We start from the raw sequence: 13,705 nt of genomic DNA, 5'->3' as shown, positions 1-13,705 counted from the left end.
CGCGCCCCGCCCGGCGATGGCGCGGATGCGAGTGCCGCGGACAGGCTTGAGACTGGACGTCCGCCACCGCCCGGCCTAACACTCTGCACGTCGGGCCGGTCGAACGGCCCATCGGGCAGGGGGCGCACATGAACCAGGCGGGATCTGCGGCAACGCGGAAGGTGGCGGATCTGAGCGAGGCGGAGGCGCGCGCAGAGCTGGCGCGGCTGGCCAAGGAGATTGCGCAGGCCGACGACGCCTATCACCGCCGCGACGCGCCCGAGATTTCGGACGCGGACTATGATGCGCTCAAGGCGCGCAACCTGGCCATCGAGGCGCGGTTCCCGGCGCTCAAGCGCGACGACAGTCCCAGCGAACAGGTGGGCGCGGCCCCGGCGGAGGGCTTTGCCAAGGTCACCCATGCGGTGCGGATGCTGAGCCTCTCGAACGCCTTTGACGACGCCGACATCGAAGAATTCGACGACCGGATCCGGCGCTATCTGGGACTGGGGCCGGAGGCGTCTTTGCCGTGCACGGCAGAGCCGAAGATCGACGGGCTGAGCCTGAGCCTGCGCTATGAGCAGGGCAAGCTTGTGCAGGCGGCGACGCGCGGCGACGGCGCGGTGGGCGAGAATGTCACCGCCAACGCGCGCACGATCGACGATATCCCCGACACGCTGAACGGGGCGCCCGACGTGCTTGAGGTGCGCGGCGAGGTCTATATGAGCCACGAGGATTTCGAGGCGCTGAACGCGCGGCAGGCCGAGCAGGGCGCCAAAACCTTCGCCAATCCGCGCAACGCCGCCGCCGGGTCGCTGCGCCAGCTTGACAGCAGCATCACCAAAGCGCGTCCCTTGCGGTTCTTCGCCTATGCCTGGGGTGAGATCAGCGAAGCCCTTGCAGACACGCAAATGAAAGCCATCGAGCGTCTGGCGGCTGTCGGGTTTCAGACCAATCCGCTGACCGTGCTTTGTGACGGCCCCGAAGAGATGACGGCGCATTACCGCGAGATCGAACAACAGCGTGCGAGCCTTGGCTATGACATCGACGGCGTGGTCTACAAGGTTAACGATCTCGACCTGCAGCGGCGCCTGGGCTTTCGCTCGACCACGCCGCGATGGGCCATCGCGCATAAATTTCCCGCCGAGTTGGCCTGGACGCGGCTTGAGGCAATCGACATCCAGGTGGGCCGGACCGGCGCGCTGTCGCCAGTCGCGCGGCTGTCCCCGGTGACCGTGGGCGGCGTGGTGGTCAGCAACGCCACGCTGCATAACGAGGATTACATCGCCGGCCGCGATGCCAAGGGCAACCCGATCCGCGATGGAAAGGATATCCGGATCGGCGACTGGGTGCAGGTCTATCGCGCAGGAGACGTGATTCCGAAAGTGGCGGATGTGGACCTGTCGAAGCGGCCCGACGCCGCCGCGGCCTATGAGTTTCCGAAAGCGTGCCCCGAATGCGGGTCCGAGGCGATCCGCGAGGAAGGCGACGCGGTGCGGCGCTGCACCGGCGGCCTGATCTGCCCCGCGCAGGCGGTGGAAAAGCTCAAGCATTTCGTCAGCCGCGCGGCCTTCGACATCGAAGGGCTGGGATCGAAACAGGTCGAACAGTTCTACCGCGACGGCTGGATCAAGGAGCCGGCGGATATCTTTACCCTTGAAGAGCGGTTCGGGCAGGGAATGCAGCAGCTCAAGAACCGCGAGGGCTGGGGCGAGAAAAGTGCGAAAAACCTCTTTGCGGCCATTGAAGAAAAGCGCCGGATTCCCTTTGGTCGCCTACTTTTCGCGCTTGGGATCCGACATGTGGGCGAGCAGGCGAGCAATCTTCTGGCGCGGTTTTACGGCACGTGGGACGAGTTCATCGAGGCGATGGACGGGGCGAAGGCTTGCGAGGGCCCCGAGTGGGAGCGGCTTTTGGGGATAGACGGCGTGGGTGAGGTGATGGCGCGCAGCCTTGTGACCTCGTTTGCGCAGGCCCATGAGCGCGAAAGCATCGACCGGCTGGTCGAGCACTTGACCGTAGAAGAGGCCGCGCGGCCCGATACCTCGGACAGTCCGGTGGCAGGCAAGACGGTTGTGTTCACCGGCACGCTCGAAAAGATGACCCGCGCCGAGGCCAAGGCGCGCGCCGAGGCGCTTGGCGCCAAGGTGTCTGGCTCGGTCAGCGCCAAGACCGATCTGGTGGTGGCCGGTCCCGGCGCGGGGTCGAAGGCCAAGAAGGCCGAAGAGCTTTGCGTCGAGATGATCGACGAGGATGGCTGGCTCGACCTGATCGGGGACGCCTGAGGCGATGGCGGGCCGGCCCGAAATCCTGTTTCCGCTGTTTGCGGGGCTGGAGACGCTGGAGGGGGTCGGACCGAAGACGGCGCAGACATTGGCCGCGCTCGATATTGCGCGGCCTCGCGACCTGATCCTGACCTTGCCGTATTCGGGGATCGACCGGCGCAAACGCAGCACGGTCAAGGGCGCGGACCTGCCCGGGGTGGTGACGGTCGAGGTGACGGTTGGCCGGCATCAGCCGCCCAGCAGACGCGGCGGGCCCTACCGGATCACGGTCGAGGATGCCGAGATCTCTTTCCAGTTGGTGTTCTTCAACGGGCGCGACACGTACCTCACCAAGGTGCTGCCCACCGGCGCGCGGCGCGTTGTGTCGGGCAAGGTGGAGCTTTTCGACGGGCTGGCGCAGATGGTGCATCCCGATCACATCCTGCCGCCAGAGGAGGCCGGCGAGATCCCGGATTTCGAGCCGGTCTATCCGTTAACTGCCGGGATCACGCAGCGGGTGATGGCCAAGGCGGTGGCGGGCGCGCTGACGCGTGTGCCGGACCTGCCGGAATGGATCGACCCGGCGCAGAAAACCCGCGCCGGTTGGCCTGACTGGAAAGAGGCGGTCGCGACGGCGCATCATCCGCTGACCATCGGAGAGCTGTCGCCCAGCCACCCGGCGCGTGAACGGCTGGCCTATGACGAGTTCATGGCGCATCAGCTGACGCTGGGGCTGGCGCGGGCCAAACTGCGGCGCGGCAAGGGACGGGTCAGCGTCGGGACGGGCGATCTTCAGGCCAAGGTGCGCGCGGCGCTGCCCTATAGCCCGACCGCGGCGCAGCGGCGCGCCATCGAGGAGATTGCCACCGACATGGCCCGCCCGCAAAAGATGAACCGACTGCTGCAGGGCGATGTGGGTGCGGGCAAGACGCTGGTCGCGCTGATGGCGCTGCTCGTCGCTGTCGAGGCAGGCGGGCAGGGCGTGATGATGGCGCCGACCGAGATCCTGGCGCGCCAGCATCTGGAGGGCCTGCGGCCGCTGGCCGAGACGGCGGGTGTGCGCATCGAACTGCTGACCGGGCGCGACAAGGGCGCGGTGCGGCGCGAAAAGCTGACGGCGCTGGCCAGCGGCGAGATCCAGATCCTTGTGGGCACGCACGCGGTTTTTCAGAAGGATGTCGACTTTGCCGATCTGCGGCTGGCGATCGTGGACGAACAGCACCGGTTCGGCGTGCGCCAGAGGTTGGAACTGGGGAAAAAAGGCGTGGCGGTCGATGTGCTGGTGATGACGGCCACTCCGATCCCGCGGAGCCTTGCGCTGGCGCAATATGGCGACATGGATGTGAGCGTGCTGGATGAAAAGCCGCCCGGGCGCAAACCGATCAAGACGGCGCTGGTCAACATGGGCCGGATGGACGAGGTGGTCGAGCATCTTCGCAATGCCATCGTGGAAGGGCGGCAGGCCTATTGGGTCTGTCCGCTGGTCGAGGAAAGCGAGGCGGTGGACCTTTCCAGCGCGGAAGAGCGGTTCAAGCGGCTGCGCGCGTCGCTCGGGGACGGGCGCGTGGGGCTGGTGCATGGCCAGATGCCGCCCGAGCAGAAAGATGCCGCGATGGCGGCGTTTCAGCGCGGCGAGACGAGTGTGCTTGTCTCCACCACGGTGATCGAAGTGGGGGTGGATGTACCCAATGCCTCGATCATGGTGATCGAACGGGCCGAGCATTTCGGGCTGGCGCAGCTGCACCAGTTGCGCGGCCGCGTGGGCCGGGGCGAGGCGGCCTCGACCTGCCTGCTGATGTATCAGGCGCCGCTGAGCGAGGGCGGCCAGCGCCGGCTGGACACGATGCGCGAGACCGAGGACGGGTTCCGTATCGCCGAGGTCGATCTGGAGATGCGCGGGGTAGGAGACCTCATCGGCACGGCGCAATCCGGGCTGCCGAAATTCCGGGTGGGCGATCTGGAAGCGCAGGCCGCCCTGATGGCGGTGGCGCAGACGGACGCGCGCAAATTACTGGGCGACGATCCGGAACTGGTGACCGAGCGCGGTCGGGCGGCGCGCGTTCTTTTGTGGCTGATGGGTCAGGACGAGGCGATCCGCCTGATCGGCGTCGGCTGACGCGTCCTGTAAAACAAGGGCTGTTCGCATGAAATCCTTAAAAGTTCGCAAATGTTCTTAAAAAGTTCTTTACATTTTTGTCCGGAAATGAGAACAAAGGAGCAACACGAACGACTGAAGAGGACCCGCCCGATGCTCAGCCAGATCAAGACCGCCGCAAAGCGTTCCAGTGACACGCTGCTGGGAGATTTCATCGGGGCCGCCGCACTGAGCGTGATGCTTGTCGGGAGCCTTTATCTGCCCGGTCTGATGTAACCGTTTCTGCCTGCGACTTCCCGTGCCCGTCGCCTGAATCCGCGTCTCCTGTCCCAAATCCGACGCGCATTCGACACTGTCCCATCGTCTGGTCCCCGGCGGCTTTTGCCTCGCCCCGGGCGCCGCGACGGCCCCCACGGGATCCGCATTCCTTCCGCCGCCGCTGGTTCCAGCGTGCGGCGGTTTTTTTTATGCTTTTTCAGGTGTTTCGGCGTCGGAGTTGACGTGGCTGGCATCGGGGCGCACCCGCTGGACCAGCGTCGTGCCGGTTTCGATAATGCCTTTGAGACGTTCCTCGAGCCGGGTCATTTCGGCCATTGCGTCGCGCAGGGTCTCGGATTCTTCGCCCAGATCGGCAAGGTCGGTAAAGAGAGCCTCGGAATTGCGGATCTGCGCCTCGGCGCTGGCGATGACCTCTTGCAGTTCGTCCAGCAGGGCGGCGGTGGCGTCGGGGTCGCGGTCCTGCTCCTGGCGGGATTGAAGAGAGAGGCGCGCCGCCTCGAACCAGCGCTGCGACAGTCGCGGTTCGCCTTTGGCCGAGACCATCGCGCCGCGTTCGAGCTTGCGCAGCCGTCCGATGACGCTGTCGATCCGGTCGCGCAGATCGCCCTGGACGCGCACGATGTCGTCATTGACCGTCACGACCCGGCCCAGCACCACGTCGAGCTCGCCGATGACGCGGCTGATGCGGTCGAGAAACTGGTTGAGATCGCGTGCCAGCGCGCCGAACTCGTCCGCCGTGCGGATTTCGGCGCGGTGATGCAGACCGCCATAGGCGCGCGCAAGGTTGGCGACCACGGCGCGCAGGCCGATGAGCGGCTCCATCCGCGCGCGCAGGATCAGGAAAAGCAGTACCGAATGCACGAGGATCTTACCGATCGCGAGCCCGCCCGAGAGCTGAATGTCCTTGAACCAGAGCACAAAATCCTTGGCCAGATAGTTGCGCACCGTCACCGTGCCCAGAACATCGCCGACATCGGCGGCGGTGTGACAGGCCAGGCAAAACGGTTCGGCCACAATATCTTCGGAAAAGGATTTATAGCGCCCTTCGGGCCAGGGACCGGCGGGAATGCCTTCGGGCGTGAAACCGAAATTTTCCTCGATGGAATCGATGGTTACCGGCGCGGGCACAATCGCGATCTCATAACCCAGATCGTTCCAGTTGGTTTCGAGGATCGGATACATGGTGCGCGCGGCCACCGGGCCGCCCTCGTTGCGCATGATCGAACGCACATTGTCCGACAGTTCGCCGGCGACGCGACCGGCCTCTGTCTCGCCGTTAGTGGCGTAATTGGTGTAGACCAGCGCGGCCTTGATCGAGAATTCGACGATGGTGACGAGCACGAGGATCAGGAAGAAATCCTTGATCATGTGCACGAGAAAGGACTTGTCGAAACGCCCGATGGCGGCGCTGTTCTGGTCGATCATCCAAGTCTCTCCCGCTGCGGTTGCGACAGAGCTAGGACGAATTGACGTGTGGGAAAGACCGGTTCGGCAGGATCAGGCGGAGGCGCGGGCCTCGTGCATCGCTTCGGCAGCGGCCTCGAGCGTGAGCATGATCGACGCATGGCGGTTCTTGTAATCGCGCGCGGGTCGCAGCACCTCGAGCCCGTCGAAGGGCGCAGGCGGCGTCGGCCCGTCGGATTTGAGCATCGCCTTGAGCGCGTCGCGCGCCTCAATGACCTGTTCCTCGGTGCAGCCGATGATGGCCCGGGCCACGACGCTGGCGGCGGCTTGACCGAGCGCGCAGGCCTTCACGTCGGCGGCATAGTCGGTGATCCTGTCGCCTTCGGTCTTGAGATCGACCGTGACGTTGGAGCCGCAAAGCGGCGCGCGGCGCTTGGCCGTGGCGTCGGGCGCGTCGAGCCGGCCCGTATGCGGCATGTCCGCCGCCAGTTCGAGAATGCGCGCGGAGTAGAGTTTGATCAGGTCGCTGTCGCCGGTCATGGCTTTCCCTTTCCGGTTTGGCCTCATAAGTAATGGGTCAAGACAGAGTTTCAAAAGGTTTTTCCCATGATCTTCGATCCCGCGACCCTGCGCTATAACGACCAAGGTCTGATTCCCGCCATCGCACAGGAAGCGGCCACCGGCGAGGTCCTGATGATGGCGTGGATGAATGCCGAGGCCGTGGCGCGCACGCTGGAGACGGGTCGCGTGACCTATTGGAGCCGCTCGCGGCAGGCCTTCTGGGTGAAGGGCGAAAGTTCGGGCCATGTGCAGGGGCTGGTGGAGATGCGGGTGGATTGCGACCGCGATTGTCTTCTAGTGCGGGTCAAACAAACCGGGCCCGCGTGCCACACCAACCGGCGCAGCTGTTTTTACACGGCGGTGCGGGAAGGCGCGGAACTGGAGATCATGGCGCCCGAATGAGGCCGGGCAGGGGGCCGTTCGCCCCCCGGGAGTATCTATGTCAAGACGAAGCAGGGCGCGCTCAGCGCCCGAGGCGCGGATCGAGCGCGTCGCGCAGCCCGTCGCCGAGATAGGTGACCGAGAGCACGGTCAGCGAGATGGCAAGGCCGGGTGCGATCACGCGTTCGGGATAATCGGCGAGATAGATCGTGGCGTCGCTGAGAAGCCGGCCCCAGCTGGGGAAATCAGGCGGAAAACCCAGGCCCAGAAAGCTGAGCGCGCTTTCGGTGACGATGGCGGTCGCAAGCCCCAGCGCGGCGGAGACGAGAATGGGCGAGAGCACGTTGGGCAGGATGTGGCGCGTCATCAGGCCGATGGGGCCGGTGCCCGCGGCGCGGGCGGCCAGAACGAATTCGCGCTCCTTCAGCGCCAGCGTATCGCCGCGCACGATCCGCGCGGTGGGCATCCAACTGGTCAGGCCGATGGCGCCCACCACGAGCACGAAGATCCCGCCCTCGGGGCCGAAAATTCCCGCGAGACTGTCGCGGAAGAGCAGCAGCATGACCAGCAAGAGCGGCAGGAGCGGCAGCGCGAGGAAGAGATCGGTGAGCCGCATGAGTGGCCCGTCGAGCCGGCGGAAAAACCCCGCGCAGACGCCGATGAGCGTGCCGAGGCCGAGCGCGATCGCCATGGCGGCGAGCCCGACCGAGAGCGACAGGCGCCCGCCCGCCAGAACCCTTGCCAGCGTATCGCGCCCCAGCTGATCGGTACCTAGCGGATGGGCGAGGCCGGGCCCGAGGTTGCGCGCGCGCACGTCGATCACATCGGGCGCCAGCGGCCAGAGAAGCGGGCCGAGCCAGACCGCCGCCAGGATGGCCGCGAACAGCACGCCGCCAGTGGCGGCACCGGGGTGCCGCGCGAGGCGGCGGAGGAGGGAGGCGCGCTCACTCATAGCGGATCCGCGGATCGAGCCAGCCGTAGAGCAGATCGGCCAGAAGATTGGCCAGAACGATCAGCACGGCGAAGATGAAGGTGATCGTGTGCACGGTTGGCAGATCGCCGGCGCGGATCGCCCCGATCAGCTGTGCCCCGATGCCGTTCACGGAAAAGATCTGTTCGGTGATGATCGCGCCGCCGAAAACCGCCGGCAGGCCGAGCGCGATCACCGTCACCACAGGGATGAGCGCGTTGCGCAGCACGTGCACGCCCAGCACCGCGGCCTCTGGCAGCCCCTTGGCGCGCGCGGTGCGCACGTAATCCTGCCCCAGCGAGTCGAGCACGGCTGCGCGCATGTAGCGCGAGATCTGCGCCGTGGTCTGGAGCGCCAGCACCATCACCGGCAGCACCATCTGGCGAAGCTGCACCGTGAAACTATTCCAGTCGGTCACGCGGTGGGTGGTGTCGTAGATCGAGGGGAGCCAGCCAAGCTGTACCGAGAAGATGAAAATGACGAGCGGGCCGGTGAAGAAGGGCGGCATGGCATAGCCCACAACGGTGACGAAGGTGCCCGCCTGATCGAAAAGCGAGGCACGCCGGTATGCCGACCAAATGCCGATGGGCAGGGCAATGAGAATACCGACCAGATAGGCCGTGCCCACGACCCAGAGCGTCTGCGGCAGGCGTTGGACCACCACGTCCATCACCGGGCCGCGATGCTGCCAGCTGAGAATGCGCAGCTTGCCCTCGGAGAGCGAGGTGCCGAAGAGGTGATCGATCAGCACCTGCGGTTCGACCCAAGTCATCTGCACCAGCCATTTCCAGTAGCGGATATGAACCTGCTCGCCGAGACCCAAGGCCTCGCGCATCTGCGCCTTGACCTCGGGCGGTACCGTCAGGGGCACCTGCGCCATGGGATCGCCCGGCGCCAGATCGAGCAGCAGAAAGATGATGAGCGAGATGACCAGAAGCGTCGGGATGGCAAGCGCCAGCCGTCGGATCGTGTAGCTCAGCATGCGCGGGGCGGCCTTTGAGGGTCAGATGCGGGCAACTATGGACCGGGGTCCGGCGCTGTGCAACGTGGGCGTCAGCCGTCCTTGCGATACCAGTCCGCGATATTCCACAATTCGCTGTCCCAGATATTGAGCCGCACGCCGCCGAGGCTGTTGGCATTAGCCGACACGCGGCCCCGGTCGACCAGCGGCAGCAGAATGAACTCCTGCATTAGCGTGTCGTTCATCGCGCGGGCGAGCTCGGCGCGTTTTTCCAGATCGCCGGTGCGGCGCATCTGGTCCACGAGGGCGTTGTAGGCCCCCGAGCAGTAGCGCGGGATATTGCTGCCCTGCCACTGGTTCTCGGGCGTCGGGATCTGGTCGCAATGCCAGTTGGCAAGATAGGCCTCGGGATCGGTGCCGTCGAAATTGTTGGCGAACATCTCGGCATCGGCAAAGAATTTCTGGAAGGTGTCCGGGCTGCCCGGGTCGCTGCCGAAAAACACGCTGGCGTCGATGTTGCGCAGCTCGGTCGCGACGCCGATTTCCGACCACCATTGCTTGATCAGCGCCTGGAAGTCCTGGCGTACGGCGTTGGTCGAGGTCTGGAACAGCATCCGCAGGGCCGCGCCGTCCTTGTCGCGCACGCCGTCGGCATCGCTGTCAACCCAGCCTGCCGCGTCGAGCAGCGCGTTGGCCCGGGCGATATCCTGAAGTTTGCAGGCGTCATTGGCGTCCGAAGCATAGATTTCGGGCGCGGGGACGATGTTGCAGGTAACGCGCCCGGCCGGCCCATAGCCCAGCTCGACCAGAAGCGGGCGGTCGATGGCGAGGCTCAGCGCCTCTCGCACCGCGGGGTCGGTCAGGAAAGGGTGCGGGTGCGCCCTTGTGGACCGCTCATTGCCGTGTTCCGGCGCGGGATCGGTGAGATTGAGCACGATGCGTTCTACCAGCGCGCCGAAGGTGGAAATGACTTGCCCCAGTCCTGCGCTTTCCATCCGGTCGAGCACGTCGGGGGCCAGTTGCAGGTTCCACGCGTAGTCGAATTCGCCGGTTTCGAGCACCGCGCGCCCCGCCGCCGTGGCATCGCCGCCACCCTTGAGCAGAACGCGCGCGAACGCGGGCTTGTCCGGATCGCGGTAATTCGGATTGGCGGTGTAGGTCACCACGTCATTGGGGCGGAATTCCTCGACCGCGAAGGGGCCTGTGCCGATCGGGGCGAAATTCTCTGCCGTGCATTCGGGCGCGCGCGGACCTGTGCAGTCGGCGAACTGCGCGTGTTGCAGGATCGGAGATTGCGCACCGACGAAGGCGGTATAGGGAAAGGGCTTTGGCCCGTCGAAATGGACGACGACCGTGCGGGCATCGGGCGTGTCTATGGCGGTGATCCCGCCGTATTTCTCGATCTGGGCGCAGCCGCCGCCCGGCGCGGTGCAGTATTCCCAGGTGAATTGCACATCGCGCGAGGTCACAGGCGTGCCGTCGGACCACAAAAGGCCGTTCCGTAGGCGCCAGCTAATGGATGTCAGATCCTCGGCCACATCGCCGTTCTCAAGCGTCGGGATCCGCTCGGCCAGCCAAGGCACCATGGTGCCGGTTTCGTCGTAACGTGCGAGCGGTTCGAGGACGACGCTTGCCGCCTCGAGATCCTTAGTGCCGCCCGAGAGATAGGGATTGAGGATCGAAGGCGCCTGCCAGTAGAGGATGTTGACCTGACCGTCGGTTCCACGGTCAGCCAGCGCCGCCTGACCAAGACCAAGTGCGGCCAGCGCACCGATCAGGTAACGGGAGATATGCATTGCAGGCGCTCCTGTCACGGGCGGTTCGATCCGCCTCTGGGGTCATGCCACAGCGGCCTGAACCGGCGCATCGGAGGATGGTCGCGAACCTGCTGGAGCCTAGAAAAAACGCACGTACCACCTAACTACCGGGGCATAGAACCACCGGTCCGGAAAAAGTGCAAGGCGCGCCCTTTTTGCGAAAGCGGCGCGCCTTTCCAATCAATTTCCGCGTGTCGTGGACTACGAAATGCCTTTATTTATTGCCGGCCGGACCGATGATCATGATCATCTGGCGGCCTTCCATCTTGGGCATGTTCTCGATTTTGCCGACGCCCTCGACATCGGTCGCCACGCGCTGCAGCAGATCGCGGCCGAGATCCTGGTGCGCCATTTCACGGCCACGGAAGCGCAGCGTGACCTTGACCTTGTCACCATGTTCGAGAAAGCGCATCACGTTGCGCATCTTCACGTCGTAATCGTGCGTGTCGGTGTTGGGGCGGAACTTCACCTCCTTCACCTCGACGATTTTCTGCTTCTTGCGCGCTTCGGATTCGCGCTTTTGCTGTTCGTACTTGAACTTGCCGTAATCCATCACCTTGCAAACCGGCGGGGTCGCGTTGGGGGAGATTTCGACCAGATCGAGCCCGGCCTGCTCGGCCAGCTCCATACCCTTTTCCGGAGAGACCACCCCGACATTTTCACCATCTGCGCCGATTAGGCGGATTTCGGGGCAGCGGATACGGTCGTTGACTCTGGGTCCTGTGTCGCGCGTCGGCGGCGCGTTGTGCGGTCTGCGGGCTATGGTCTTGATCCTTCCGGAATAGTTGCTGTTCGAGGCTGGAAAGTAGCGCCGGGCGAGGGGCGATTCAAGCGGCAAAATCGGCAGAAGCGGGCCGATGTCGGTGGAAATTCCGCTTGCACCTTTTGCGTGCGGAGGCCATCTGCGCTTAATATGAATGCAAACGCGCGTTCCCGGCGTGGAACGCGGCAATCAAGGGGGTCCTGGACCATGAGAAACCTGATTTGGGTGCTCGTCGCCCTTCTAATCTTGGCCGGCGGATACATGCTGTTTTCTGGCAAGTCGCCGCAGGAGATCGCGACGGAGGTGAGCGAAACGGTCACCGCGCCGGAGGAGCTTGACAGCGCCGCCGAAGCGGCGGGCGAGACCGTGGAGAACGCCGTGGAGGCAACAGCAGAGGCCGCTGGCGAGGTTGCGGACGTGGCTGCGCAGGCTGGCGAGACCGCCGCCGAGATGGCCGGGGACGCTGTCGATCAGGCGGGCGAGGCCCTGTCGCTGGCCGCCGATGAGGCCGTCGAGGCTGGCGAGGCCGCAGTCGACGCCGCCGGAGAGGCCGTTGAGGCCGCGACCGAGACCGCCAGCGACGCGGCGCAGGCGACGCAAGAAGCCGCAGCAGACGCGGTAGACGCGACGGAAGAGGCGGCTGCTGAGGCTGTAGAAGCCACCGAAGACACCGCCAGCGAGGCGGCAGAGGCCACCGAGGAGGCCGTGTCCGAGGCGAGCGAAACCGCGAGCGATGCGGCGGAGAGCGCCATGGAGACCGCCGAAGAGGCCGTGGATGCCACGTCCGACACCGCCAGCGAAGCGGCCGATATGGCCGAGGGAGCGGCGGATGAGACGGCCGTGGCCGCCGAAGAAACCACCGAAGCCGCGACCGAGACGGCCAGCGATGTTGCCGAAGAAACCGCCGACGCGGTGGACAGTGCCGCGCAGACGGCCGAGGACGCCACCGAGACCGCCGTAGAAGAGGCAGGCGAGGTTGCCGCTGAGGTCGCCGAAACCGCGGATGCCGCTGCAGAAGCCACCGCCGAGGCCGGCAGCGACGCGATGGCAAGCCTTGAGGAGGTCTTCACCGTCGACGGGTTCGATTTCGACAAGGTAACCGAAGCGATCGACAACTCCGATCTTGGCGACATGGAGAAGACAACGCTGAAGACCGGGCTGGATCAGGCGCGCGACAATCCCGATGCGCTGAGCCAGATCCTCGAGCGGGTCCGCGACGCGCTTGGGCTTGGGGCGAACGAAGGCTGATTAGCCCCAGTACGTTGAATTAAAAAACCCGCGCCGGTCGCCGGCGCGGGTTTTTTCGTTCCGATTTCTCGCATGGATCAGTCCAGAAAGGCTTTCTCGACCACGTATTCCTTGGGCGCGGAATTGGCGCCCTCGCGCAGACCGTAGTCTTCGAGCATGTCCTTGATCTCGAGATTGAAGGCGAGATTGCCGCAGACCATGGCGCGGTCGTTTTCCGGTGAGAGCGGCGCAACGTCCAGATCTTTGAACACCTCGCCCGAGCGCATGAGATCGGTGATGCGGCCCATTTTCGGGCTCTCTTCGCGGGTGGTGGTGGGGTAATACCGCAGTTTATCCGCAAATCCCTCGCCGATCAGTTCCGCCAAGAGCTCGTCCGAACGGATTTTCGCGATGAGATCCGCGCCATAGCTCAGTTCTCCTACCTCGCGGCAGGTATGGGTCAGGATCACCTCGTCATAGTCGGTATAGGTCTGCGGGTCGCGCAGCAGCGAGGCGAAGGGCGCGATGCCCGTACCCGTTGCGAAAAGCCAGAGCCGCTTGCCCGGCAGAAGCGCGTCGTGCACCAGCGTGCCGACGGGTTTCGGGCGCAGGATGATCTCGTCACCCGGTTCGATATGTTGAAGGCGCGAGGTCAGCGGGCCGTCCTGCACCTTGATCGAGTAGAACTCCAGTTCGTCATCCCATGACGGCGAGGCGATGGAATAGGCGCGCAGAAGCGGCTTGTCCCTGCCGGTTTTCTCGTCGTGCTGCATCAGCCCGATCATCACGAATTCGCCCGACCGGAAGCGCAAGCTTGCGGGCCGTGTCACGCGGAAGGAAAACAGCCGGTCGGTCCAGTGCTTGACCTGGGTCACGGTCTGGGCGTCGGGAACGGTGGGAACTTTGACGGGCTTGGCGTCGGTCAAGGATACGGTCTCGTTCATGTCATGCGTCATGCCCGTGCTCTCGCACGGACACCCTCTGATACTCATTGATCCAGGTCA

12 protein-coding genes are annotated in these 13,705 nt (G+C 65.0%); 5 read left to right on the top strand and 7 right to left on the bottom strand.

Annotated elements, in window-relative coordinates:
* Positions 1–128 precede the first annotated feature (128 nt).
* The 3 genes from ligA to EZV60_RS19455 all read left to right on the top strand — a co-directional run bounded on the left by ligA (position 129) and on the right by EZV60_RS19455 (position 4,614).
* Complete coding sequence (ligA, locus tag EZV60_RS09380) at positions 129–2,264, top strand: NAD-dependent DNA ligase LigA (RefSeq protein ID WP_135504781.1); 2,136 nt, start codon at positions 129–131, stop codon at positions 2,262–2,264.
* Between the two features lie 4 nt (positions 2,265–2,268).
* On the top strand, positions 2,269–4,359 hold the full coding sequence (gene recG / locus EZV60_RS09375; protein WP_135504779.1) for an ATP-dependent DNA helicase RecG: 2,091 nt from the start codon (positions 2,269–2,271) through the stop codon (positions 4,357–4,359).
* Between the two features lie 132 nt (positions 4,360–4,491).
* Positions 4,492–4,614, top strand: a complete 123-nt coding sequence (locus EZV60_RS19455; RefSeq protein ID WP_280952576.1) for a hypothetical protein — start codon at positions 4,492–4,494, stop codon at positions 4,612–4,614.
* A gap of 189 nt (positions 4,615–4,803) precedes the next feature.
* On the opposite strand, the gene EZV60_RS09370 is transcribed toward EZV60_RS19455, so the two are convergent.
* Positions 4,804–6,042 (bottom strand): HAMP domain-containing protein, encoded by a 1,239-nt coding sequence (locus tag EZV60_RS09370; protein ID WP_135504777.1) that lies wholly within the window; start codon positions 6,040–6,042, stop codon positions 4,804–4,806.
* 72 nt (positions 6,043–6,114) lie between these two features.
* Positions 6,115–6,561: an iron-sulfur cluster assembly scaffold protein gene (locus tag EZV60_RS09365; RefSeq protein ID WP_135504775.1), complete on the bottom strand. Its 447-nt coding sequence runs from the start codon at positions 6,559–6,561 to the stop codon at positions 6,115–6,117.
* A 66-nt stretch (positions 6,562–6,627) separates the two neighbouring features.
* On the opposite strand from EZV60_RS09365, the gene hisI reads away from it, so the two are divergent.
* Complete coding sequence (gene hisI, locus EZV60_RS09360; protein WP_135504773.1) at positions 6,628–6,984, top strand: phosphoribosyl-AMP cyclohydrolase; 357 nt, start codon at positions 6,628–6,630, stop codon at positions 6,982–6,984.
* Between the two features lie 61 nt (positions 6,985–7,045).
* Here hisI and EZV60_RS09355 read toward each other — a convergent pair whose 3' ends face one another.
* The 4 genes from EZV60_RS09355 to infC all read right to left on the bottom strand — a co-directional run bounded on the left by EZV60_RS09355 (position 7,046) and on the right by infC (position 11,549).
* Entirely contained in the window at positions 7,046–7,915 is an 870-nt protein-coding gene (locus tag EZV60_RS09355; protein ID WP_135504771.1) for an ABC transporter permease, read from the bottom strand.
* Positions 7,908–8,915 carry an ABC transporter permease gene (locus tag EZV60_RS09350; protein WP_135504769.1) on the bottom strand — a complete coding sequence of 336 codons (1,008 nt, stop codon included), beginning with the start codon at positions 8,913–8,915 and terminating at the stop codon, positions 7,908–7,910. Before EZV60_RS09350 ends, EZV60_RS09355 begins: the two co-directional genes overlap by 8 nt.
* A 71-nt stretch (positions 8,916–8,986) precedes the next feature.
* Entirely contained in the window at positions 8,987–10,690 is a 1,704-nt protein-coding gene (locus tag EZV60_RS09345) for a peptide ABC transporter substrate-binding protein (RefSeq protein ID WP_135504767.1), read from the bottom strand.
* A 235-nt stretch (positions 10,691–10,925) separates the two neighbouring features.
* Positions 10,926–11,549 carry a translation initiation factor IF-3 gene (gene infC, locus EZV60_RS09340; RefSeq protein WP_425353563.1) on the bottom strand — a complete coding sequence of 208 codons (624 nt, stop codon included), beginning with the start codon at positions 11,547–11,549 and terminating at the stop codon, positions 10,926–10,928.
* Positions 11,550–11,681: 132 nt separating this feature from the next.
* Between infC and EZV60_RS09335 the strand changes: the two genes are divergently transcribed.
* The gene (locus EZV60_RS09335; protein ID WP_135504765.1) at positions 11,682–12,722 is read left to right on the top strand and encodes a hypothetical protein; all 1,041 of its coding nucleotides are present in this window, start codon (positions 11,682–11,684) and stop codon (positions 12,720–12,722) included.
* 77 nt (positions 12,723–12,799) lie between these two features.
* Here EZV60_RS09335 and EZV60_RS09330 read toward each other — a convergent pair whose 3' ends face one another.
* Positions 12,800–13,657, bottom strand: a complete 858-nt coding sequence (locus EZV60_RS09330) for a ferredoxin--NADP reductase (protein ID WP_425353562.1) — start codon at positions 13,655–13,657, stop codon at positions 12,800–12,802.
* Between the last annotated feature and the right edge of the window lie 48 nt (positions 13,658–13,705).

Origin of the sequence: Roseovarius aestuariivivens, from assembly GCF_004761875.1 — a bacterium.
Lineage (GTDB): Bacteria > Pseudomonadota > Alphaproteobacteria > Rhodobacterales > Rhodobacteraceae > Roseovarius > Roseovarius aestuariivivens.
This window is presented reverse-complemented; position numbering and strand designations above follow the sequence as displayed.